The 22,940-nt window shown below is 72.1% G+C and carries 16 protein-coding genes, 1 tRNA gene and 1 riboswitch; of the genes, 10 read left to right on the plus strand and 7 right to left on the minus strand.

From position 1 onward, the window contains the following. The first annotated feature begins 26 nt into the window (after positions 1–26). The 6 genes from ACIP6N_RS13205 to ACIP6N_RS13230 all read left to right on the plus strand — a co-directional run bounded on the left by ACIP6N_RS13205 (position 27) and on the right by ACIP6N_RS13230 (position 4,685). Positions 27–224, plus strand: coding sequence for a hypothetical protein (locus tag ACIP6N_RS13205; RefSeq protein WP_401815189.1), 198 nt, complete (start codon positions 27–29; stop codon positions 222–224). Between the two features lie 110 nt (positions 225–334). Next, positions 335–408: transfer RNA gene (locus ACIP6N_RS13210), tRNA-Met, on the plus strand. 200 nt (positions 409–608) lie between these two features. Next, positions 609–767, plus strand: coding sequence for a hypothetical protein (locus tag ACIP6N_RS13215; protein ID WP_401815191.1), 159 nt, complete (start codon positions 609–611; stop codon positions 765–767). A gap of 74 nt (positions 768–841) precedes the next feature. Continuing rightward, on the plus strand, positions 842–2,020 hold the full coding sequence (locus ACIP6N_RS13220) for a PP2C family protein-serine/threonine phosphatase (RefSeq protein WP_401815259.1): 1,179 nt from the start codon (positions 842–844) through the stop codon (positions 2,018–2,020). Positions 2,021–2,392: 372 nt separating this feature from the next. After that, positions 2,393–2,548: riboswitch (cyclic di-AMP (ydaO/yuaA leader) on the plus strand. Positions 2,549–2,559: 11 nt separating this feature from the next. Next, positions 2,560–3,609 carry a M23 family metallopeptidase gene (locus tag ACIP6N_RS13225; protein WP_401815192.1) on the plus strand — a complete coding sequence of 350 codons (1,050 nt, stop codon included), beginning with the start codon at positions 2,560–2,562 and terminating at the stop codon, positions 3,607–3,609. A 131-nt stretch (positions 3,610–3,740) separates the two neighbouring features. Next, entirely contained in the window at positions 3,741–4,685 is a 945-nt protein-coding gene (locus tag ACIP6N_RS13230; RefSeq protein ID WP_401815193.1) for an aldo/keto reductase, read from the plus strand. A gap of 112 nt (positions 4,686–4,797) precedes the next feature. Here the strand turns inward: ACIP6N_RS13230 and ACIP6N_RS13235 are convergent, their stop codons facing one another. From ACIP6N_RS13235 to ACIP6N_RS13250, 4 genes are all read right to left on the minus strand, one after another. Further along, entirely contained in the window at positions 4,798–6,111 is a 1,314-nt protein-coding gene (locus ACIP6N_RS13235) for a PrsW family intramembrane metalloprotease (RefSeq protein WP_401815260.1), read from the minus strand. Positions 6,112–6,309: 198 nt separating this feature from the next. Next, entirely contained in the window at positions 6,310–7,041 is a 732-nt protein-coding gene (gene trmB, locus ACIP6N_RS13240) for a tRNA (guanosine(46)-N7)-methyltransferase TrmB (RefSeq protein WP_401815261.1), read from the minus strand. 357 nt (positions 7,042–7,398) lie between these two features. After that, entirely contained in the window at positions 7,399–8,616 is a 1,218-nt protein-coding gene (lhgO, locus tag ACIP6N_RS13245; protein WP_401815195.1) for an L-2-hydroxyglutarate oxidase, read from the minus strand. Between the two features lie 143 nt (positions 8,617–8,759). Continuing rightward, positions 8,760–10,226, minus strand: a complete 1,467-nt coding sequence (locus ACIP6N_RS13250) for an MFS transporter (RefSeq protein WP_401815196.1) — start codon at positions 10,224–10,226, stop codon at positions 8,760–8,762. A gap of 729 nt (positions 10,227–10,955) precedes the next feature. On the opposite strand from ACIP6N_RS13250, the gene ACIP6N_RS13255 reads away from it, so the two are divergent. Next, complete coding sequence (locus tag ACIP6N_RS13255) at positions 10,956–13,211, plus strand: asparagine synthase-related protein (RefSeq protein WP_401815198.1); 2,256 nt, start codon at positions 10,956–10,958, stop codon at positions 13,209–13,211. A gap of 102 nt (positions 13,212–13,313) precedes the next feature. On the opposite strand, the gene ACIP6N_RS13260 is transcribed toward ACIP6N_RS13255, so the two are convergent. Together ACIP6N_RS13260 and ACIP6N_RS13265 are read right to left on the minus strand one after the other, a co-directional pair. After that, positions 13,314–15,503, minus strand: coding sequence for a sigma-70 family RNA polymerase sigma factor (locus ACIP6N_RS13260; RefSeq protein WP_401815199.1), 2,190 nt, complete (start codon positions 15,501–15,503; stop codon positions 13,314–13,316). 398 nt (positions 15,504–15,901) lie between these two features. Then, positions 15,902–16,747: a TetR/AcrR family transcriptional regulator gene (locus tag ACIP6N_RS13265; RefSeq protein WP_401815200.1), complete on the minus strand. Its 846-nt coding sequence runs from the start codon at positions 16,745–16,747 to the stop codon at positions 15,902–15,904. A 333-nt stretch (positions 16,748–17,080) separates the two neighbouring features. Between ACIP6N_RS13265 and ACIP6N_RS13270 the strand changes: the two genes are divergently transcribed. Together ACIP6N_RS13270 and ACIP6N_RS13275 are read left to right on the plus strand one after the other, a co-directional pair. Then, positions 17,081–18,589 carry an NAD(P)/FAD-dependent oxidoreductase gene (locus tag ACIP6N_RS13270; RefSeq protein WP_401815201.1) on the plus strand — a complete coding sequence of 503 codons (1,509 nt, stop codon included), beginning with the start codon at positions 17,081–17,083 and terminating at the stop codon, positions 18,587–18,589. A 229-nt stretch (positions 18,590–18,818) separates the two neighbouring features. Continuing rightward, positions 18,819–20,531 (plus strand): SpoIIE family protein phosphatase, encoded by a 1,713-nt coding sequence (locus tag ACIP6N_RS13275; protein WP_401815203.1) that lies wholly within the window; start codon positions 18,819–18,821, stop codon positions 20,529–20,531. A gap of 6 nt (positions 20,532–20,537) precedes the next feature. Here ACIP6N_RS13275 and ACIP6N_RS13280 read toward each other — a convergent pair whose 3' ends face one another. Next, complete coding sequence (locus tag ACIP6N_RS13280; RefSeq protein ID WP_401815262.1) at positions 20,538–21,854, minus strand: MFS transporter; 1,317 nt, start codon at positions 21,852–21,854, stop codon at positions 20,538–20,540. Between the two features lie 150 nt (positions 21,855–22,004). On the opposite strand from ACIP6N_RS13280, the gene ACIP6N_RS13285 reads away from it, so the two are divergent. Further along, positions 22,005–22,574 (plus strand): MarR family winged helix-turn-helix transcriptional regulator, encoded by a 570-nt coding sequence (locus ACIP6N_RS13285; RefSeq protein ID WP_401815204.1) that lies wholly within the window; start codon positions 22,005–22,007, stop codon positions 22,572–22,574. The last annotated feature ends 366 nt before the right edge of the window (positions 22,575–22,940 follow it).

A 22,940-nucleotide genomic window follows, 5' to 3' on the forward strand; every position in this document is an offset into this window, starting at 1 on the left:
CAGTGGCTGGCCGTAGCCTGTCTCCCATGTCCGCTTCCTCGTCCGCTTCGGCTCAGCCCCGTCCCGTACGTTCCGCCGCCGTCGTCAACGCGGAGATCCGCGCCCTGTGGACCCGCGCCGGCGGTGCCGGACGCGCGCTTTCCGAGGCCGAACAGGACCGCTATCAGCGGCTTCTGGTGGAATGGGCCGCCTCGATCCGGGCCGATGTCGTGACGGCCGCCTGATGTCCGGGCGGTCGGCACGCCCGGGAAAAGGGCCGGCGGGGCGGCCTTTCCGGGGTCTTTCCGGGGTGGAGATGATCTTGCTCCGGATGGCGTAGTGTTGCGTTCAGCGGCGCGGGGTGGAGCAGCTCGGTAGCTCGCTGGGCTCATAACCCAGAGGTCGTAGGTTCAAATCCTGCCCCCGCTACTCATGAAGACGAAGGCCCGGATCCCTGTGGATCCGGGCCTTCGTCGTGTCCGGGGCGGCTTTACCCAGATTTGGTGACGGTAAACCCGCCCTCGGTACCCACCGAAGCGTCAGATATTCGGGCAGAATGGGACAGAGCGGATCGCGTGCAGGGTTCTAAGGTCTGCGAGTGATCGCTACGCAGTGTCAAGCTCAGGCGTATGAATCGTTCCATGTTCATGGCCGTAGCCCACTCGGCCGTAGCCCACTCGGCCGACGGCGAATCGCCGCCCGACGTGGCGGCGGACAGCCTGGTGGGAGCGCGGTACCTTCCGCAGCCGAAGGTGGACCGGGCAGGAGATCATTGGTGGGGAAGCTGAAACGGGGCGCCGACGCCCCGAGTGATGCGAGCGGCGGCGCGAGCCGTGCGCCCCGCGCGGACGCCCGGGGCGGCATGAGCGACCCCGACGGTCCGAACGGCGCGAGCAGCCTCGGGAGGCCGCGCGGGACCGGACGTCCGCCACCGATGATCGTGCGGATTCTTCCGGTGATCATGCTCGTCGCGGGCGTACTGCTCGAAAGCCTGACGCCGGCGAGCGTCACCGCCTCACCCTTCTTTTCGGCAGCCCCGCTGCTGGCCGCGCCTTTCACCAGCGCGCGCAACACCGCGGTGGTGGCGCTCCTCTCACTGGCCGCCGTGGTGGGCATCGACACCGCGATCGAATCGGTGAGCGTGGTGGTCACGGTCGCCGAAGCGGCGACCGTGGCGACGGTGTCCGTCCTCGCGCTGTTCATCAACTGGGTCGTCCGCCGCAGTGGCCAGCGGCTGGCCTCGGCGAGAATCATCGCCGAGACGGCGCAGCGTGCGGTGCTGCCCACCCCGGCCGAGGAGATCGGCGGGCTGCGCGTCGCCGCCCGGTACGAGGCCGCGCTGAGAGACACGTTCATCGGCGGTGACCTGTTCGTGGTGCTCGACACCCCGTTCGGCGTGCGGCTGGTGGTCGGGGACGTGCGCGGGAAGGGGCTCGAGGCGGTCGCCATAGTGGCGGTGGCCGTCGGCGCCTTCCGCGAGGCCGCGGAGCAGGAACGGTCCCTGGAGGGCGTCGCGCAGCGCCTGGAGCGCGCGATCATGCGCGAGAAGGCGCTACGGGGTGAACTCGACGCCTTCGAGGGGTTCACCACCGCGGTGCTCGCCGAGATCCCATACGGCGAGAATGTCGTACGGCTGGTCAACCGCGGGCATCCGGCGCCCCTGCTGCTGTTCGCGGACGGATCGCTGCGGTCGCTGGAGCCGGACGAGTACGCGCTGCCGCTGGGCATGGGCGACCTCGGCAGCCTGCCGGACCGCGCGGACCAGATCGAGTACCCCGACGGCGCGACGCTGCTCCTCTATACGGACGGGCTCTCCGAGGCGCGCAACGAAGAGGGCGTCTTCTTCGACACGGGCGCCCGGCTGCTCGGCCGGACCTTCAAGGGTCCCGAGGCACTGCTCGACGAGCTGGTCGGCGAGGTGGTCGATTACACCGGAGGCGGCAGCAAGGACGACATGGCGCTGCTCGCGGTCTGCCGGCCGACGGGAGAGCAGCTGGAGGAGTGGCCGGAGCGGCGCGGAGCCATGCCGCTCACGCCGTGAGTCACGGACTCGTACGGCCCGCACCGTTGAGTCGCGGAGCCATGCCGCCCACACCGTGCGTGCCGTGAGCCATGCCGCTCACTCCGTGCGCCTCTGAGGCCCCTGAGTTCCCTCAAGGAGCTCAGGGGCCTCGCGCACGGATTATCACTTCAGGTGACCGCAGTACATCCCTCCGCATAACATTTGACTTACGGTCAGGAAGCGGAGGTGTACCGACGAGCAGCCAAATCACCCGGTTGCACCCGCTTGCGTCCGGGTAAGTCCGTTGCGAAGTTGTTAACGATCATCGGGAATGGCTTGGAATAAAGCCGGACTCTCTATTAACGTTCGATAACGCAGCGCGGTTGTCCCAGCCGTCGGCAGAGATGGCGCCGCGCGCACGCGCCGAATTCCGCATGGAAACCGGGGAACCAAAAATTGGGGTGAATCGGGCATCTTTTGCTGCCTCGCGCAGCGGAAAGACGCTCGTAGGAGACCTTCCTGCTCCGAACCCGTCAGCTAACCCGGTAGGCGAGAAGGAAGGAAAGGAGTGCGCCCCCGTGGCGTCAGACAAGCCTGCCCAAGAGGCCCCCTTCGGTACCACCGTTCTCGGCGAGGAGCCGGTCAGACAGTGGGCGGAGTGGAACCCCACAGAGGAGTCCGTCCTCCCCGTGCGCGGCAGACACCGCGTCGCCAAGCAGCGCAACGGACTCGCGCGCAGCTCCACGGTCCTGGGTGTCGGCGTCATAGCCGCCGTCGGCGCGGGTGGCATGGCCACCGCGCAGAGCAAGCCCCCCATCTCCATCACCCTCCCCGACGTCATCACCGACAACCTGCCCGACGCCACGTCGCTGCCGGGTGTCGGTTCTCTTGTCTCGCACGACGAGAAGAACGCCGAGCCGGACTTCGCGGCCATGGCCGCGGACGCCCCGCTCACCACGGCGGGCCTCACGAGTGAGGACGCCGAGCAGGGCACCACCGACGCGGGCGAGGCGCTGCGCGCCAGGATCCTCCAGCAGGCCGAGCAGCAGCAGACCGCGGCGGACACGGCCCAGCAGGTGGCCGCCGAGGCGGCGGCCGCCGAGAAGGCGCAGGAGCAGGCGAAGCAGCAGCAGGACGCGGCCGAGAAGAAGGCCGAAGAGGCGAAGAAGAAGGCGGAGGAAGAGGCCAAGAAGAAGGAAGAGGCCGAGCGGCTGGCCAAGCTGGCCGCCAGTTTCAGCCTCCCGGTCGCCTCGTACACCCTCACCTCCACCTTCGGCGAGGCCGGCTCCATGTGGTCCTCGGGCTATCACACGGGCCTGGACTTCGCTGCCCCGACGGGCACCCCGATCAAGGCCATTCACGGCGGTACGGTCCTGTCGGCCGGCTGGTCGGGCTCGTACGGCTACCGCACGGTGCTCGAACTGGACGACGGCACGGAGCTGTGGATCTGCCACCAGTCGTCCATGACCGTCACCGCCGGGCAGAAGGTCACCACGGGCGAGCTGATCGGCCGGGTGGGCGCGACCGGCAATGTGACCGGGCCGCATCTGCACCTCGAGGTGCACACTCCGGACGGCACCGGCATCGACCCGATGGCCTGGCTGCGGAGCAACGGACTCAATCCCTGACGGAACGGACGCGGCGGACGCGGCGGGCCGGGCCTCGGGTGGCAACCCGGGCCCGGCCGCTCGGGAACACCGCCGCGAGCCGTGGGCCCGAGGTGGAATAGGGGGAGCCCGCGCGGGGGTTGAATCACCTCATGACTGATCTTCGCAAGCTTGGCTCCTCCGACCTCCAGGTCTTCCCGCTCGCCCTCGGCGGCAACGTCTTCGGCTGGACCGCGGACAAGGCCCAGTCCTTCGCCGTGCTCGACGCGTACGCCGCGGCGGGCGGCAACTTCATCGACACCGCCGACGTCTACTCCGCCTGGGTGGACGGCAATGAGGGCGGCGAATCGGAAACGATCATCGGTGAGTGGATCGCCTCCCGCGGCAACCGTTCCGACGTGCTGGTCGCGACGAAGGTCGGCGCCCACGAGAAGTTCAAGGGCCTCGCCGCCGACACCATCAAGGGCGGCGTCGAAGAGTCGCTGCGGCGGCTGGGCACGGACCACATCGACCTCTATTACACGCACTTCGACGATGTGAGCGTCCCGGTCGAGGAGATCATCACCGCCCTCGACCAGCTGGTGAAGGCGGGCAAGGTGCGTGCCATCGCCGCCTCCAACATCAGCGCGGAACGGCTCGACGCCTCGATCGCCTTCTCTGAGCGTGAGGGCCTCGCGAAGTACGTGGCGCTCCAGCCGCAGTACAACCTGGTCTCGCGCGACTCCTACGAGGGCCCGCTCCAGGACAGCGTGGCGCGCCACGGCCTGTCGACCGTCCCGTACTACGCGCTCGCGTCCGGCTTCCTCACCGGCAAGTACCGCCCGGGCAGCACGGTCGACAGCAAGCGCGCCGAGGGCGCGGCCAAGCACCTGGAGACCGAGCGCGGTGTGAAGGTCCTCGCCGCGCTGGACCAGGTCGCGCAGGCGCACGGCGCCGAGATCTCGACCGTCGCGCTGGCCTGGCTGGCGGCGCAGCCGACCGTGGTCGCGCCGCTCGCGTCCGCGCGTACGGTCGAGCAGCTGCCGGCGCTGCTGGCCGCGGCGGACCTGAAGCTGACGGCGGACGAACTGGCGGCGCTGACGGCCGCGTCGGCCTGATCCGCTCCGCCGGACCGGGGAGCCTGATCGGTTGCGTCTGATCTGTTCCGGCTGATCCGGGCCGTCTGATCCGTTCTGTCTGCCCCGGGGCCGGTCGGCTCGAACTGCCTTGTCAGTACTGGCGGTACGGGTTGTAGCCCTCGTAGTCCAGGTACGGCGGCGGCACGCGTACCCGTCCCGTGGCCCGCGCCGCGTAGATCATCGCGGGGTCCGCGACGCTCCTGCGCTGCCACAGCCGGCGCAGCAGTTCCCGCTCGCGCTCGATGAAGTCCGGGTCCACCGCGCCGCGGTGGGCCCGGTGGCGCATGAGCGCCAGGGACGTCGCCAACGCCTCGTACTCGCCTACCGCGCGGGCGGCGGCGGGTCCGTACGTACGGCCGGCGAAGTCCCGTGCCGCCGTGCGCGCCCGCATCGAGGACAGTGTGTGGGGCGCGGCGGTGGCCAGCCAGCCCGCGGCGGCGTACGCGGGCAGTTCGTCGTGGACGGTACGCAGCCCGCGCTGCCTGCTCCAGACGGCCAGCCAGGTCAGCAGGGAGAAGACGGGGACCATGAACAGCGCGTACACCGCGTAGAAGCCGTACGTGCCGAAGGACGACGAGCCGTTCCACAGCGCGTGCGTGCCCATCGCGGCGACGAGGCCGAGCGGTGGCGCGACGTACCGGAGGGGCCGTCGCCGCCCGGCGGCCGAGGCGGCGAGGCCGAAGCCGATGCCCGTCATCACCGTGAAGAGCGGATGCGCGAAGGGCGACAGCACGACCCGCGCGAAGAACGTCGCCACGGTGAAGGACGCGAATCCCCCGTTGCCGATGGACTGGTCCTCGCCGAAGGCGCTGCCGAGGTAGAGGACGTTCTCGGTGAACGCGAAGCCGGTCGCGGTGAAGCCCGCGAACACGACTCCGTCGACCAGTCCCGTGAAGTCCCGCCTGCGGAAGAGGAAGAGGAGCAGAACCGCGGTGGCCTTCGCGCTCTCCTCCACGACCGGCGCTATCAGCGTCGCGCCCAGGGACTGGGCGCCCACCGGATCGGCGGTGGCGGTGGCTATCCACTGGGTCGCGAACGAGTTGGTGAGGATCGCGACCAGGGCGGCGGCGAACGCGCCCCAGGCGAAGGCGAACAGCAGATTGCGCCAGGGGCCGGGATCGACCCGGTCCAGCCAGCGGAAGGCGCCCATGAGGAGCGGTACGGGCAGGACGGCGAGGCCGAGGCCGACCAGGAAGCCCTGATCGCCCGTCTGGTCCCTGACGAGCGCGAGGATCACCAGGGCGCAGAGCGCGAGCAGCGTGATCACCGCGCCCGCGCGCACGGCCCCGCGGCGCCAGAAGGCCCGGTACGAGAGGGCCCGGCGCCAGAGGGCGGGGCGCGGGCGGTGCTCGGCCTGGACCTGGACCTGGACCTGGGGCTCGGGCTCGGGTGGGGCGGCCCACAGTGCGGCCGGACCCGGACCCGGACCCGGATGCTGATCGAGGCGCTGCTCGGATGCTTGGGCCACCCGTCGACCCTAACGAGGGTCACTGACAACGGCGATGGCGCGTTGACCGCCTATAGCGTGTCATGGCCAACAATCACCCGCTATGCGCGTCGATACGGTTCGGAGCGTGGGAAGTAGGGCCCATACGGTGGGGAGTTACGGCACGCGGCGGAACAACAGGTCATGCACCACATGCCCCTTGTCGAGGCCCTGCCCCTCGAACCGGGTCAGCGGCCGGAAGTCGGGCCGCGGCGCGTAGCCGCCGTCCTCCTGGGTGTTCTCGAAGCCGGGGTGCGCGGTGAGCACGTCGAGCATCTGCTCGGCGTACGGCTCCCAGTCGGTGGCGCAGTGCAGGACGGCGCCGGGCTTCATGCGCTCCGCTGCCAGCGTCAGGAACTCGGGCTGGATCAGACGGCGCTTCTGGTGCCGCTTCTTGGGCCAGGGGTCGGGGAAGTAGACCCGCATCCCGGCGAGTGCGGCCGGTGCCAGCATCTCCCTGAGCAGGATGATCGCGTCGCCGTTGGCCACCCGGATGTTGGACAGGCCGTGCTCCTCCGCGAGGCGGAGCAGGTTGCCCTGGCCGGGCGTGTGCACGTCGGCGGCGAGGATTCCGGTGCCCGGGTCGGCCGCGGCCATCCGCGCGGTCGCCTCGCCCATCCCGAAGCCGATCTCCAGCACGGCGGGCAGGCCGCCGAAGATCTCGTCCAGGTCGAGGATCCGCTGTCCGTCGATGTCCAGGCCCCACGCGGGCCACCGGCGGCGCAGCGCCTCGGCCTGGCCGGTGGTGACCCGGCTCCTGCGGGGCTGGAAGCTGCGGATACGGCGCTCGAAGTGCGAACCGGCGGGGTCGGCGGCCGGGCCGGTGCCGTCGGGGAACATCCGGCTCATGGAGCGCAGCTCGGACGCTCCGGGGCGCGCGGCGGGTACGGCGGTGCGCGCGGCGGGCACGGGCCGCGCGTCGGCCGCGGCCCGCGGGGCGGGGCCGGCCGGTGCGGTGGTGCCGGCCTGCGCGGCCGTCTCGGCCGTCTCGACCGGCGCGGTCGGCTCGGTGGTGCTGTCGGTCATCTCGGTCTTCTCCGGCTCGGACACAATGCTCCGATTCTACGGAGGAAGCGGAGCAGCCGGATCCGCGCGGAGGCCGGATCAGCGGGATCAGCCGGATCAGCGGGATCAGCCGGATCCGCCGGACCAGCCGGATCCGCCGGACCAGCCGGATCCGCTCAGGCCCGCAGCAGAGTCCTCCGCTCAGTCCTCCGCCAGGACCGCGAGCGCCCGCCGCGCCACCTCGCGGCCGATCGGCAGGGATGCCGTCGCGGCCGGTGAGGGCGCGTTCAGCACATGGACCGTGCGCGGGGCGCGCCGGATCAGGAAGTCGTCGGCCAGTGAGCCGTCCCGCAGTACCGCCTGGGCCCGTACCCCGGCGGGCGCCGGGCGCAGATCCGCCTCCGTCACCGTGGGCAGCAGCCGCCGTACGGCCGTCGTGAAGGCGCGCTTGGACAGCGAGCGGCGCAGTTCCCCGGCCCCGTACCGCCAGTGTCTGCGCGCCATCCGCCAGGAACCCGGCCAGCTCAGCGTGTCCGCCAGCTCTCCCGGGTGTACGGCGGACCGCGCGTAGCCCTCGCGGGCGAGCGCGGGCACCGCGTTGGGGCCGACATGGACGCTGCCGTCGGCACCCCGGGTCAGATGGACCCCGAGGAACGGGAACGCCGGATCCGGCACCGGATAGACCAGGCCCCGTACGAGCCCCGGCCTCGCCAGCTCGTAGTACTCGCCCCGGAAGGGCACGATCCGCATCTGCGGGTCGTCGCCCGCGAGCCGCGCCACCCGGTCGCACTGGAGCCCGGCGCAGTTGACCAGCGTGCGCCCCCTGACGACCTCTCCCGCCGTCGTACGGACCGCCACACCCCACGGGCGGCGGTCGATGGCGTCGACGGCCGCGCCGTACCGTACGGAGGCCCCTGCGGCCTCCGCCGAACCGGCGAGCCGCGCCGCGACCGCGCCGAAGTCGCACACGCCGGTGGTGCCGACCCGGATCGCCGCGAGGCCGCGCACCTCGGGTTCGTACTCCTGGATCTGCGCGGGGCCCAGCTCACGCACCGGGATGCCGTTCTCCCTGCCGCGCTGGACCAGGGCGTGCAGCCGGGGCAGCTCGTCGCGGCGGGTCGCGACGATCAGCTTGCCCGTGACCTCGTGGGCGATGCCGTGCTCCGCGCAGAACTTGACCATCTCGGCGCCGCCGCCCACCGCGTACCGCGCCTTGAGCGAGCCAGGCGCGTAGTAGACACCGCTGTGGATCACCCCGCTGTTGTGGCCCGTCTGATGACGCGCGGGACCACGCTCCTTCTCCAGGACCACGACGCGGATGCCCGGCGAGGCGCGCGTGAGGGCGTACGCCGTCGACAGACCGACGATCCCGCCGCCGATCACCAGCACGTCGCAGTCGAACCCGGCCCGTCCGCCCATCGCACACCACCTCCGACCCCGATAGTGCACTGGCCCGCTGACAATCCGCTTAAACCAGAGATCCACATCGGGAACCCGGGGAGTTCCGGCACGGCTGCGCGCGCCCGGGCCGCGGGTTCACGCGGGCGCCGCCGGCGGCCGGTTCACGCGGGCGCCACCAGCAGCGGCCGCGCCCGCTCCCGCAGCTCCACGACGCGTGGTTCGTCCCCGTACGGCTCCAGGCGGTGCAGCAGATCGCGTACGTACTCGGTGGTGCGCGCCGAGGAGATACGGCCCGCCACCTCCACCGCACGGGTGCCCGCCGCGCACGCCGCGTCCAGATTGCCCGACTCCAGCTCGGCGACCGCGCTCACCACCAGACGCAGGCCGTGGGAGCGTACGAACTCCTCCGTCGGCCGCGACAGCGCCTGCTCCGTGAAGCGGCGCACCTGGCGCGGCGCCTTCAGGTCCCGGTAGCACTCCGCCGCGTCGGCCGCGAACCTGTCGTACGAGTAGAAGCCCAGCCACGCCGGATCGGCGTCGCCGGACCGCGAGCGCTCCAGCCAGCCCTCCGCGGCCTTCAGCGCGGCCCCGGCCGCCACCGCGTCGCCCGCCTTCGCGTGCGCGCGCGCCTCCACCAGCCGGAAGAAGCTCATCGTGCGGGCCGTGGCGAGACCGCGGTTGCGCTCCAGTGCCGCCTGTGCGAGGTCGACGCCCTCGTCGGCGAAGCCCCGGTAGGTCGCCTGGAGCGACATGGAAGCCAGGACGTACCCCCCGAGAGGGACGTCGGCGGCCGCGCGGGAGAGGCGCAGCGCCTGGATGTAGTAGCGCTGGGCGGCTTCCTGCTGGCCCGTGTCGAAGGCCATCCACCCGGCCAGCCTGGTCAGTTCGGCCGTGGCACCGAACAGACCGCGGCCCACTTCGTCGCTGTAGGCGCCCAGCAGCAGAGGCGCCGCGTCGACCCGCAGGCACTCCGGGACCATGGACGAACGCCAGTCGCCGCCACCGTACTTGGAGTCCCAGCGCCGGGCGTCGGACGCCGCTTCGCGGAGCTTGGCCACATCGCTGTGGCCCACCCGCATCGGAGAGATCTCCCCGGAGGCGTCGGCGCCCTGCACGCCGTGCGCTCCCTGCGCCGCCTCCGCGGCCGCCGCGTCGCGGGCGACCGAGGAGTCGGCGGGGGTTATCAGCCAGCGGGAAGCGGGCGTGGCGTACGCGGTGACCGCGAAGGAACCCGCCAGCGACTGCCAGATGCCCCCGCCGCCGGCCCGCCGGCCCGCCAGATCGAGGCGGTACAGGTCCGTCGCGGAGCGCACCGCCTCCCCGATGTCGCGCGGAAAGGCGAGCCCGACCTCGGGGGCCGGATCCGCGTCGGCGAGACCGATCTCGTGCAGCGGCACGGGACGGCCCAGCTTGGCGCCGATGGCCGCGGCGATGAGATGGGGCGCGGCTCCTTGCGGAACCATCCCCTTCGACACCCACCGCGCCACCGACGTCTTGTCGTAGCGAAGAGTCAGACCGCGCTGGGATCCGAGGTCGTTGACCCGCCGGGCGAGACCGGCGTTGCTGATTCCCGCGAGGGCGAGAACGGAACCGAGCTTTTCGTTCGGCCCGCGTAGCTCTCTGGACATGCGTCACCCCTCGACACACAGACGGCCGCCGTGTTCGCGGCATAGGCGCCCGGCATTCGTAAAACCAAGCGTAGTTCGCCACATCCCGACCGTTAAGGGGCGGTGTTCCGTATGGCGAGATTGTTGTCCGTACGGAAGCGCGCGAACGGAGCGCCGACACGCGGCTCGTGCTCCGGGTGTGTACCGTGCGCCCGGCCGTGCGCTCTTGGCCCCCTGGGAGCGGAAGCGCTTCCATGAGACCTGCGTGGGTCGGCCTACTGCGTACTGGAACCAGTGGGCTGGGGGATACCGCCGCCCCAATCCCCGCGGGCGGTGGGTCGGTCCGGGAGGCGCTCGACGCCTCCCGGACCGAACGTGCGCCGGCTCACGGGCGCCGGGTCAGGTCCGGAGATTGGCTGAATGCTGCCTGTCGGGCCGGGGTCGCGGAGGGCCGTCCGGGGCCGCTTATTCGCCAAATGGCTCATGCCAGAGGCCCGTTCGCCCTTTTGCGGGTACGGCTTGCGGGTGCGGCGGGAGGCCTTCCGGGTGCGCGCGCCCGGCCTGTGCGGGTGCGTCTGCCGTCCCGTCAGGGTGCGGCCGGTCACCGGGCACGGGTGCGACGCGCGCCTCCGACGTGTCCTCGTGCGGTCCCTCCCGCGTCCCCTTGTCGTGGCAGCATGGTCCCGAACGGGCTTCGGTGCGTGACCGAAGGGGCCTCGGCCCGACTTGTCCACAGGCTGTGGAGGCGGCGTGCGCTGGTTGGTGGGGTGGAGCAGTATCGCCGCGCACTTCGGCACGGCCGGAGCGGTGGGAGGGCTCGGCCGGGGCGGTAACGGCGCGTTCGCGGGCGGTGGGGGCACGGGAAACGGCGGGTACGCCGGCGGCACCGCGGCCGGACACCACGGCGGGTACGCCGGCGGCACCGCGGCAGCCGGGCATCCGGGGGCCGAAGACGGCGAGGCCGAGCGCGGCACCGTCCATCCGGTCGGCTCCCAACTCCTTTGGGGCGACCCGGATCCGCTCTGGGCCGTAGGCGACTGGCGGCCCGACGAAGTACGAGTTGTCAGCATCGACGCCGACAACCGGCTTGCCGTGCTGGGCTGTTGCGGAGCGACGGACGAGGAACTGCGCCTCGGCCTCTTCGCCGCGCGCGGCGGCGCCCTGCGTCATCTCACCGCCTGGCCCGGCAGTTACACGGCCGTCGCGCGGATCGGCCGCCGGATCACGGTCGCCGGCGATCTGGCCGGGGCCAGGCCCGTCTTCTACACACCCTGGGCCGGTGGCACCGCGTACGCCACCGCCGCGCTCCCGCTCGCCGACCTCATCGAAGCCCAGCTGGACATCGGGTACTTGGCGGCGCTGCTCGCCTGCCCGGAGACCCCGGAGGCCCTGCGCGACGCCACTCCGTACGACGGCGTCAAGCGCATCCCGCCGGGCCACTCGCTGATCCTGCGCGAGGGTTCGCGTCAGATCACCGGCTACGAGTCGGTCGCCTCGCTCGCCGTCGCGGCGGCCCAACTCGACCCGGACCAGGCCGTCGAGGGCGTACGGGACGCGCTCATCGACGCCGTACGGGCCCGGCTCGTGGCCCCCCGCCACGCCCCGGAGACCCTGCCGCAGGATCCCGGCCCCGTCCCCGGCATGGGCCCCGCCGACCGCCGCGCCGCCCGCGGAGCGCCCGTACCCGGCATCGGCGCCGACCTGTCGGGCGGCAGCGCCTCCGGCACCCTCGCGCTCCTCGCCGCCGGGCTGCCCGGCGCACCCGGCACGATCCTCGGGCACGGCACGGGCGCGGGGGAGCGGCTGCTCGCCGTCACCTTCAACGACCTGGCCACCAACGACCCCGCCACCCACGGCAGCGACGAAGCCGAACTGGAGCGCGCCCGCGCCATCGCCTCCAACCCCCGGCTGCACCACGTCGTGGTCGCGGCGGGCGAAGAGGCCCTGCCCTACGCCGGCTTGGCGGGACCGCTCACCGACGAACCGGGCTCCTCGCTCGTCGTCGCGGAACGCCACCGCCGCAGACTCGCGGCGGGCAGCGCCGACCACTTCACCGGCGCGGGGGCGCGTGAAGTCCTCGACGGCCACCCGGCGCGCCTCGCGGACCTCCTCCTCGACCGCCGCAGACGTCATCTGCTGCACCCGGTGACCGCGCTCGCCAAGGCCGAAGGGGCCTCGCCCGCCTCGTTGTTCGTCCCTCTGACCGTCTACCGGGCCGCGCGCAGGCTCGCCCGTACGACCTACCGCGCCGGCCTCGAAGAGGCAGCGGCCCGGCTGCCCGACGCGCGGCGGGAAGCGGGTTTCCCGGTCTCGCAGGGCCCGCTGGCCGCGTCGCTGTCGGCGCTCGCCTGGTCCCGGCCGGGCCCCGCGGCGCGCTGGATGACGGGCGAGGCGCTGGCCGAAGTCGCGCTCCGGCTGACCGCCGCGGCCACCCGCCCCACCTCCGTACAGCGCCCGGGAGACGCCCGCGCCCGCGCCGCGCTGGCCCGTTACGCGGCCGACCACCGGGTGCTGGAACAGGCGGCGGAGGTCCGCAGCCAGCGCCTGCACGCGCCGTTCCTCGACAACCAGGTCGTACGGGCCTGCCGCGTGCTGCCCGAAGCACTGCGGGTCCAGCCGGGCGCCCGCGCCGACATCCTCCGTACGGTCCTGGCGGGCGCCGGCATACACGACCTCCCGCCGGGCTGGGGCGCCACCTCACGCGCCACGTCGGCCGCCGCCGCGCGCGCCGGCCTGCGGCTGGCCGCCGGCGACCTGATCGCGCTCTTCGACGCGCCGCTGCTGGCCGACGCGGGCCTGATCGAGGCCCGCGTCGTACGCGAGGCCCTGCGCGCGGCCGCCGAGGGCGAACCGGTGCCGCTGGACGGCATCGCCGACCTGGTCTCCACGGAACTGTGGCTGCGCAGGCTGCTGTCCCGGCGCGGCACCTGCTGGACGGGAACGTCGGCGCCCCGGCAGCGCGCGGTGGCGGGTGGGGTGATCGCGCGGCCGACTCTGCGGTCGTGAGCGCGTGGGCGTGGCCGGGGGCGACCTGCTCAGCCGCGTACGGGCCGACCCGTCGCTCGCGCTGGTGTCGTGCGGCCAGGCCTTCGGTGTTCGCTTCGCCCCTTACGCGCAGGTGATTCGGGACTCTGCCCAGTCCGCCAGTGCTACCGCGTCCAGGGGCGTGTGCGGTTCCACCACCAGGCGGATGGTCTTCTGGCCGGAGATCCCCACCCGTACGGGTACCGCCGCGTCGTGACCGTGCAGTAGCGGTGAGCGCCACAGCCTTCCCCTGTCGCCGTACACGGAGAAGCGGACGGCGCCGAGGCCCAGGGCCAGATCGTCCACGCCGACCCGCGCCTCGTACGCGGTGCAGGGGCGGTTGAGGTCGATCGTGACCGAGCCGGTGCCGTGCATGGTCACGCCGTGCCCGTAGCGGGTGGAGCCGATGGACATGCTCGACCGCTGCCAGAGCCAGCCGCCCCCGCCGAGGCGGACCTCGGGTGTGGTGCCGTCGCCCAGGACGCCGTACTTCAGCTCGTTCACCTGGTAGACCGCCGGTACGGGCGCCGGGGGCAGCGGGGGCGGCGGGGCCGGGGTCGGAGCCGGCGTCGGGGCCGGCTCGGCGGGGGCTGCCTGTGTGGGCCTGGCGGGCGTGGGCTCGGGCGATGGGGACGGCTCGTGATGCGGGGTGGGCTTGTGGGGCGGGGTGGGTTGTGGCTTCGGCGGGGCCGAGCGTGGCTGCGAAGGTCGCGGAGTCGGCGGCTTCGGTGCGTCGTGGGGTTTCGGCGGCGCCGGTGAGGGTGCCGGAGGCTGCGGCGGAAGAGGCTGAGCCACCGGTGGCCTGGGCTGTGGATCGTGGGCCGGCGACGGGTCGCCGGACATGGCCCAGACGAGACCGGCGGCCGCCACGATCGAGGCCAGCGCTCCGATACCGGCCTTCGCCGGGGCACCGAGCCCCTCGGCGGCGGCCCCGCCGGACGTGCCGTTCGCGGCGGCAGCGGCGCCCGCGCCCGCGGCTCCCGCCGCGCCGCCCGCCAGGATCCCGGCGGCCTTGAGCGAGTAGCCCGCGGCGAACCAGCCGATGACGGCGACCGGAAGCAGCCCCGGGATCTCGGAGTTGACGTGGGCCAGTTCACCGGCGGCGACCCGGCACCTGGCGCACTCCTCCAGGTGCTTGCGCAGCCCCCGCTCGGCCCGCATCCGCAGACCTCCCCTGGCGTACGCGCCGAGCCGGTCGGCGTAGCGCGCGCAATCGCCGCCGGCGGTGAGCGAGGAGCTGACATGGGCTTGCAGGTAGGCCTGTTTCAGGCCCTCGCGGGCCCGGCTGGCCAGCACCGCGGTGGCATTGGCGGACAGCCCGAAGAGCGGTGCGACCTGGCTCGGGGACTCCTCCTCGACCGTGGTGTGCCAGAGCACCGCCTGCCAGCGCTCCGGCAGGCTGCGGAACGCCTGCATGGCGAGGGACTGCTCGGCCTCGTGCATCGCCCTTACGTCCGCGCCCAGTTCGTGTGCGTCTCCGTCGGACGCCTCGAAGGAACGGGCTGCCTGCACGGCGAACACCGCGAAGTCGTCGACCAGTTGCTCACGCTTCGCCGACTTCGTCCAGGACGCGGCGACGCGCCGGACGGTCGTCAGCAGGTAGGCGCGCACCGCCTGCTCAGGACCCGCGCCGCCGCGCACGGCCTGGAGCACACGGGCGAACACCTCAGCCGTCAGGTCGTCGGCGGTGTGCGCGTCCCGGCAGCAGGTACGGGCGTAACGCCGCACCGCGTCCGAGTGCCTGCGGAACAGCTCCTCGTACGCGCTGTCGTCACCGCCGCGCATCCGCTGGATCAAGTCGGCGTCGGACAGGGGCAGTCCGGACGCGACCAGTTCGAGCGTCGGTGCGTCGGAGGAGTGAGACCCGCGCCCCTCGCGCTGCGGCGGCACACTCACCTCGGCGCCGCCGCCGCGCCCGCCCTGCCCGGGAACACCTTGCCCGTGGACGTCCTGCGCGCGCCGGTTCTGCCCGTGGGCGTCCTGCCCAGGAACCTCCTGGCCGGGACCGCTCTGCCCGAGCCCGCCCTGACCATGGACGTCCTGCTCGCGCGCGCCCCGCCCGGGAACCTCCTGGCCAGGACCGCCCTGCCCGCGCCCGCCCTGCCCGCGCCCGCCCTGCCCGGGACCGTCCTGCCGGGGAGCGCCTTGCCCGTGGGCCTCCTGTCGCGGAACGCCCTGGCTGTGGACGTCCTGCCGGGGAGGCTCCCCAGGAACCTCCTGGCCAGGACCGCCCCGCTCGCGCCCGCCCTGCCCGGGACCTTCCCGCCGGGACACGCCTTGCCCGTGGACGTCCTGCCCGGGAACGCCTTGCCCGCGCCCGCCCTGCCCGGGAACCGCCCGCCCCCGCGGGGCCGCAGGACCGGTGGGTTCTCTGGGGCCGCCCTGGCTCGGCACCTGCGGGGAGGGCCGGCGGGGCTCCGTCCCGCCGTGGGCGCCGCCGGGCGCGCCCCCACCGAGCGGTTCGTCCCGTCCGTCACCGCTCATCGTGAAGCCCCCCTGCGCACCCTCAGACCCAAAGACCGGGAAAGAGTCCCACAGGGCGCCGTTCACACCGGCCCCTTGCGTCCCTCAACCACTCATCCGGGGCTGATTCCCGCATCCGGGCACCTGACTTCACCCATTCGTGAAAGGCTCGGACACGGCCAACACGACTGGGCGATACGTCAGTTCGACTACGCGGCTCGCGGCCGCAGCCCCTCCAGCAGGATGTCGAGCAGCCTTGTCGAGGCAGCCGCCTGCTGCGCCGCGTCCGGCAGCGGAGGCGCAGCCGTGGCGATCACCAGCAGGACATCGGCCACCGTCACATCACCGCGCAACTCGCCGCACGCCCGAGCCCGGTCGACCAGCTGCCCGACGACGTCCAGCAGTTCGATCGCGCCCGGATCGTCCAACTCCGTTGCGGCCGAAGGCTGTCCGACCACCCGCAGGTCGGGCTGGCCCGCCTGCCGCTGCTGCGGCACTCGCCCCTCCGCAGGCACTCGCGCCTTGCCGGGCCTCCGCCCTTCCGCGGACACCGGCGCACCGGGCACCGCCTCCGCGTCCTCCCCGCCCACTCGCAGCACCTGCGGAGGCAGCAGCCGCCCCGCGCCCGAAGCCACCGACGTACGCAGGAAGCGCGCGAGCGCCGACCACGGTTCTTCCTCCTGGCCCAGCGCCGACCGCGCCTGGTCCGTCAGCCGGGAGGTCTCCTCCTCGGCTATTCGCCGCACCAGCACGTCCTTGCTGGGAAAGCGCCGGTAGACCGTACCGACCCCGACCCGGGCGCGCCGTGCCACGTCTTCCATGGGCGCCCCGTACCCCAGCTCGCCGAACACCTCGCGCGCCGCGCGCAGTACATGTTCCAGATTGCGCTGCGCGTCCACACGAAGCGGTGCCGAGCGCCCCGGTCCACCGACGCCCAGCCGTCTGTCGCCGTCTCCGCCCGCGGCAGCCGGGCCGCCCGCGGTACTCGCCGCGCCCCCGCCGCCCGAACCACCCGCGACGACAGCGGTCTGCCAATGAGAATTCTGAAGATGCATAACCGTTCCCCCGGTGATGATGTCTCCCCCCGGAGACTCCCCGTTGTGACCACGGAGTGCACGACCAGGTCACAGTCCTGACACACCGTCGAGAATGAACATAGTTGAGCCTGGACCAATTCAGAAGGGGGCGGTTCCGCACAGGTCGCCCCCCGATCGGAGCAAGGCCGGGAAGCTGTCTGGTCCGGCCCTCCGCCGCTCCCCCTGAAACCCGGCCTGACCTGCAATTCTCCAGCGTTTCCACGGTACTTGACGGCCCCGGATCGCATACGGCTTCCGGTCACACAATTTGTCGGGGCTGTGGACAAACCCTGAGCACCGTTGCCTCATGGGATGGTGAAGGCTGAGATCTCTCGAGGGACGACCCCCGCACCGGACCGCGGTGCGCGCATTCTCGTTGTCGGCGGCGGTTACGTCGGGATGTACACCGCGCTGCGGCTCCAGCGGAAGCTGAGGAGCGGCGAGGCGGAAATCGTCGTGGTGTCCCCCGACCCGTATATGACGTATCAGCCGTTCCTGCCGGAAGCGGCCGCCGGGAACATCTCACCGCGGCATGTGGTGGTCCCGCTCAGACGGCTTCTGGACAAGTGCACCCTCGTCGTCGGTGAGGCGACGTCCATCGACCACGCCCGGCGCACGGTCACCGTGCGCACACTCGCCTCAGACGAGGAAAAGGGCACGGGCGAGGGGAAAGGCCCGGGCCGGGGGAAGGGCCCCGGCGCGGGAAAAGGCCCCCGCGAGGAGAAGGCATCCCGCGAGGAGAAGCGCTCCCGCGAGGAAAAGACCCCCGGCACCATCGACCTCGTCTACGACGAACTGGTCCTCGCGCCGGGCTCCGTCTCCCGTACCCTCCCGGTTCCGGGACTCGCCGAACACGGCATCGGCTTCAAGACCGTCGAAGAGGCCATCGGCCTGCGCAACCACGTCATCGAGCAGCTGGACATCGCCTCCTCCACCCGCGATCCGGACATCCGTGACGCCGCGCTCACCTTCGTCTTCGTCGGCGGCGGCTACGCGGGTGTCGAAGCGCTCGCCGAGCTGGAGGACATGGCCCGCTACGCCACGCGGTATTACCACAACATCAAGCCCGAGGACCTGAAGTGGATCCTCGTCGAGGCCACCGGACGAATCCTGCCCGAGGTGGGCGAGGAGATGGGCCAGTACGCGGTTCGCGAGCTGCGCGCCCGCAATATCGACGTACGGCTCGACACCCGCCTGGACTCGTGCGAGGACCGCGTCGCCGTACTGAGCGACGGCACCCGCTTCCCGACCCGGGCCGTCGTCTGGACCGCCGGCGTCAAACCGCATCCGGTCCTCGCCGCCGGCGACCTGCCGCTCGACGAGCGCGGCCGCCTCGCGTGCACCGCGCGCCTGAGCGTCGACGGCGTCGAGCACGCCTGGGCCGCGGGCGACGCGGCCGCCGTCCCCGACCTGACCGCCGGGGAACCGGGCACGGAGTGCGCCCCCAACGCGCAGCACGCCGTGCGCCAGGCAAAGGTGCTGGCCGGCAACATCCTCGCGTCCCTGCGCGGCGAACCGCTCCGGGACTACCGCCACGCGTACGTCGGTTCCGTCGCGTCCCTCGGGCTCCACAAGGGAGTGGCGCATGTGTACGGCCGCAAACTCAAGGGCTATCCGGCCTGGCTGATGCACCGCGTCTACCACCTCAGCCGCGTCCCCACCTTCAACCGCAAGGCGCGCGTGCTGTCCGAATGGATACTCTCCGGGCTCTTCAAACGGGAGATCGTCTCCCTCGGCTCGCTGGAACACCCGCGCGCCGAATTCGAACTGGCCGCGGGCGGTGAACCTCCCAGGACGGCCGAGCCTCCCAAGAGCAGCTGAGGCTCCCGAGGACAGCCGGACCTCCTGAGGACGGCCGGCACCGGAGGCGGCCGATAACCTCCGCCTCCACCGTCACCAGTGCGCTCGCCCGCAGAGGACGTGTGACCATAGGTGGGTCCAGATCTGCACAGAGTGATCCGGCGCGGCGCGGACCGGCCCGAAGGACCGCCCTGCCGGACGAACAGCAGCGACACGCCACGCGATACGACACCATGAGGCCTGTGAATTCGTGAACTTCACGCGTTGGAGCGCCCGGCTCCCCGGTACACAGCGCCGCGCAGCCGCGCGCACGGCCCGCGGGTCCGTCCCTCCGGCCCGTGGTGAGTCCGAGCAGCGCCCCGCGCACCCCGCTGCCCCGGAACCGGTCGCGGTCGCCGTCCCCGCGCTCGAAGACCTCTCCGTACGGGACATCCTCGGCGGCCTGCCCGCCCTGGTCGCACTCGTGTACGGCCCGGATCACCGCGTCGCGTACGTGAACGACGCCTATGCGGAGGCTTTCGGCCCGCGTCCCGCCGGCACGACCGCCGCGGAGAGCTGCCCCGAACTGGCCGAGCTGGGACTGCTGCCGCTCCTCGACCAGGTGCTGCGCAGCGGCAAACCCCGCACGGTCAAGTCCCGCAAGATCCAGTCCCTGGCCCGGAAACTCGAACAGGACCGGAAGCCGGACCAGGACCAGGCCCCGCAGCAACACCAGGACCGCAGGCCCCCGGACAAGTCCTACACAGTCACCTGCACCCCGGTCGACTGCGAGGGCGGCGGTGTCCTGGTCTTCGCCGCCGACGTCACCGACCACGCGGAAGCCGTGGAGCGGCTGCGCGGCAGCGAGCGCAAGCACCGCCAGACCGCGGTCACCCTCCAGCGCTCCCTGCTCCCGCAGGAGCTGGAGCAGCCGGACGACCTGCGGGTCGCCGCCACCTACCAGCCCGGCGGCGTGGACGCGGCGGTCGGCGGCGACTGGTACGACGTGATCACCCTCGGCGCCGGCCGCACGGCACTGGTCATCGGGGACGTCATGGGCCGCGGCGTCCGCGCCGCCGCCGTCATGGGCCAGCTGCGCACCGCCGTCCGGGCGTACGCGCGCCTCGACCTGCCGCCGCACGAAGTGCTGCAACTGCTCGACGGACTCGCCGCCGAGATCGACGCCAGCCAGATCGCCACCTGCGCCTACGCCGTCCACGACCCCAACGAGGGCCGTCTCGTCTACGCGTCCGCGGGACACCTGCCGATCCTGGTGCGCGCGGAGGACGGCACGGTCGAGCGCGCGGCCGACCCGACGGGCCCGCCGCTCGGCACCGGCGGCTGGATCCACACCTCGGGCAGCATCGCGCTGCCGCCCGGCTCCACCGCCGTCCTCTATACGGACGGTCTGGTCGAGCGGCGCGGCGAGGACATCGACGAGGGGGTCGCGTCCCTGGAGCGCGCGCTGTCCGGCGCCAAGGGATCACCCCAGGTGGTCTGCGACCGGCTGATCCGCGCCCTGGGCGTCACCGCCGACCACGACGACGACGTGGCGGTGCTCGTCCTCCAGCACCCCGCGCGTACGGGCGGGAACGCGGAGCTGTTCCACAACGCCGCGCTCGACCTGCTCGGCGGGATCGAGGCCGCGCCGCGCGCCCGCGCCTTCGCCACCGGGGTCCTCGCCTCCTGGCGCTTCCCCGTCGAGCTGTGCGATCTGGGCGTCCTCGCCACCAGCGAACTGGTGGCGAACTCCCTCCAGCACGGCACCCCGCCCATGCGCCTGCGCCTGCGGCGCACCGACCGCCGCCTGATCATCGAGGTGACGGACGGCGACGACCACCTGCCGCGCAGGCAACGCGCCGAACCTGCCGACGAGGCGGGCCGCGGAATCTCCATCGTCGCGACGATCGCCTCGTCGTGGGGGGCGCGCCGTACGCCCGGCGGCGGCAAGGCCGTCTGGTGCGAGTTCGCCCTGCCGCAGTGACCGCGCTCAGCGCACGGCGGGCACCGGCTCCGGCACGGACGGCGCGTCCGCGGTCCCGGGCTGCGGAACGTTCTCCGGCACGGGCAGGTGCTGAGCCACCACCCGCGACACCGACGCGAGCGCGGGCCTGTCCTGTACGGGCGTGAGCCGACCGCCCAGCCGCAGCGCCAGCACGGTGATGCCCAGCGAGAACAGCACGAACGTCAGGATGTACGGGCCGTGCAGCGCGGCCGCCATCGGCCCGCCCACGGCCGGACCGACCGCCAGCGCCAACTGCTTGACCAGGGCGAACGCCGAGTTGTACTGACCGGCCATCGAGGACGGCGCGAGGTCCGCCACCAGCGGCGCCATGGTCGGCGACAGCATCGACTCGCCGAGTCCGAACAGCGCGTACGTGGAGATGAGCGCGGCCGTCGCCATCGTCTGGCTGCCGTGCCCGAGTCCCGCGTATCCGGCGACGACCCACGCGAAGGCCCAGATCAGGCCGACCAGGGCGATCACCCGGCTGCGCCTGCGCCGCTCGACGAGCCGCAGCACCACGAACTGCGCGAGCACGATGACCGCCGTGTTGGCGGCGAGTGCGATGCCCAAGGTCGCGGGTTCGATCCCGGCCGCCTCGGTGGCGTACGCGGAGAGCCCGGACTCGAACTGCCCGTAGCAGGCGAAGAACACCACGAAGCCCAGCACCAGCAGCCGCACCATGGCCTTGTGCGAGAGCAGAGTCCGCATCCCGCCCCCGGCGCCCGCGTCCTTGGGCAGAACCCCGGGAATCGCCGTGGGACGCGGCACCCGGACCGTCGCCGCCGTGACAGCGAGCACCAGGAACATGACGGCCTCGATGCCGAAGAGCAGGGTGAAGCTCGCGGGCCGGTTGACGTCGACGAGCTGTCCGCCGATCAGCCCACCGATACCGAGCCCGAGGTTCTGCAGGAAGAACTGCATGGCGAACGCCCGGGTACGGGCCGAAGGCGCCGAACTCCACACGATCAGCGTGGCCAGCGCGGGCTGCATGACAGCGGTTCCGGCTCCCAGTACGGCGGCGGACGCCACGGCCGCCGGGACGCTCCCGGACAGCCCCATGCCGACCGCGCCGACGGCGGCCAGCAGCGCGGCGCCCATCAGTACGGGCAGCGGGCCTCGCCGGTCGATGACCCGCCCGGTGAACGGCAGCACGGCCAGTGCCGCCATGGCGAACACCGCGAGCACGGCGCCGGCCGTGGTCGCGCCCAGATCACGCACCTGAGCCACGTAGATGTAGAGATACGGAACCGTGAACCCGAGACCGAACGCGCTCAGCGCGTTCCCCGCCTGGACCCGGCGCATCGCTGCGCCCACCACCCTGGTCACACTCACCGCCTAGAAAGTAGAAGTCGTAACGACTTAACCCCGAAGACTTCGAAGCTAAAGTTAGAACTGGAACAGTACACCTCGAAGGACTTCGAAGCCAGGAAGGGTGCGTGCGATACTTCACCGATGCCCGACACCCCACGGAAGCCCGCTGCGGCGGACCCCCAGGAACCGAGCCTCGACGAGCAGATCGCGGCCTATCAGCGGGAGTTCAGGGACCTGGACCCCCAGGTCGAACAGGTCGTCTCGGCCCTGGGGCGGCTGAACCGCCGGATGAACGTCGCGTACGGCAGGCAGGTCGCCTACCTCGGCATCAGCAACGCCGAATGGGAAGTACTGAAGACCCTCGTGCTCGCGGGCTCCCCGTACCGCCTCGGCCCCGGCGAACTCGCCAAGCGCCTCGGGCTCACCCCCGCCGCCATGACCCACCGCATCGACCGCATGGCGGCCGAGGGCCTGGTGACGCGCGACCGCGACGAGAACAACCGGGTCCGGGTGATCGTGGAGCTGACGGACGAGGGCCGTACGCAGTGGCTCGAAGCCATGCGGATGGCGACGGACTTCGAGGAAGAACTGCTCCAGGACCTCTCGGGAGACGAGCGCGGAGTGCTGGGAGAGCTGCTGATCCGCCTGCTGCGCCGCGTGGAGGACGCCCAGCCCGACGCCGGGGGCAGGCTGAAGGACCTGGAGCCGTGACGGTCGGCCTGGACCGGTGACGGTCGGGAAGCGGCCGGAAAACCGGTGGACAGCAGGCGCTTGACACGCCCCCTCCGGATCCGTAAGGTTCTTCGAGTTGTCCCGGAGCCGGATGGTTCTGAGACAGCCACTTCTGCCGCGAATGCGGCACCCAAACTCAGCACGATCCCCAGCCGGGACGCATTTCGGCATGCCGAAATGCATTTCGAAGACTCGATTATGAGTCGCCTGCGGAATCCGCTAGAGTTTGAAACGTCGGAACGGCCGAACAGCCGGGAAGACAAGCCCCCTCTGACTGGGAATCAGGCCCGAAAGGATCTGATAGAGTCGGAACCGCCGGAAAGGGAAACGCGAAAGCGAGAACCT

It is taken from the genome of Streptomyces sp. NPDC088725 (genome assembly GCF_044751305.1).
Lineage (GTDB): Bacteria > Actinomycetota > Actinomycetes > Streptomycetales > Streptomycetaceae > Streptomyces.

Coding starts and splice junctions, on each gene's coding strand:
- ACIP6N_RS13215 (WP_401815191.1), top strand. CDS start 609: ATGAATCGTTCCATGTTCATGGCCGTAGCCCACTCGGCCGTAGCCCAC.
- ACIP6N_RS13265 (WP_401815200.1), bottom strand. CDS start 16,747: ATGCATCTTCAGAATTCTCATTGGCAGACCGCTGTCGTCGCGGGTGGT.
- trmB (WP_401815261.1), bottom strand. CDS start 7,041: ATGAGCCGGATGTTCCCCGACGGCACCGGCCCGGCCGCCGACCCCGCC.
- lhgO (WP_401815195.1), bottom strand. CDS start 8,616: ATGGGCGGACGGGCCGGGTTCGACTGCGACGTGCTGGTGATCGGCGGC.
- ACIP6N_RS13285 (WP_401815204.1), top strand. CDS start 22,005: ATGCCCGACACCCCACGGAAGCCCGCTGCGGCGGACCCCCAGGAACCG.
- ACIP6N_RS13280 (WP_401815262.1), bottom strand. CDS start 21,854: ATGCGCCGGGTCCAGGCGGGGAACGCGCTGAGCGCGTTCGGTCTCGGG.
- ACIP6N_RS13230 (WP_401815193.1), top strand. CDS start 3,741: ATGACTGATCTTCGCAAGCTTGGCTCCTCCGACCTCCAGGTCTTCCCG.
- ACIP6N_RS13220 (WP_401815259.1), top strand. CDS start 842: ATGAGCGACCCCGACGGTCCGAACGGCGCGAGCAGCCTCGGGAGGCCG.
- ACIP6N_RS13205 (WP_401815189.1), top strand. CDS start 27: ATGTCCGCTTCCTCGTCCGCTTCGGCTCAGCCCCGTCCCGTACGTTCC.
- ACIP6N_RS13270 (WP_401815201.1), top strand. CDS start 17,081: ATGGTGAAGGCTGAGATCTCTCGAGGGACGACCCCCGCACCGGACCGC.
- ACIP6N_RS13250 (WP_401815196.1), bottom strand. CDS start 10,226: ATGTCCAGAGAGCTACGCGGGCCGAACGAAAAGCTCGGTTCCGTTCTC.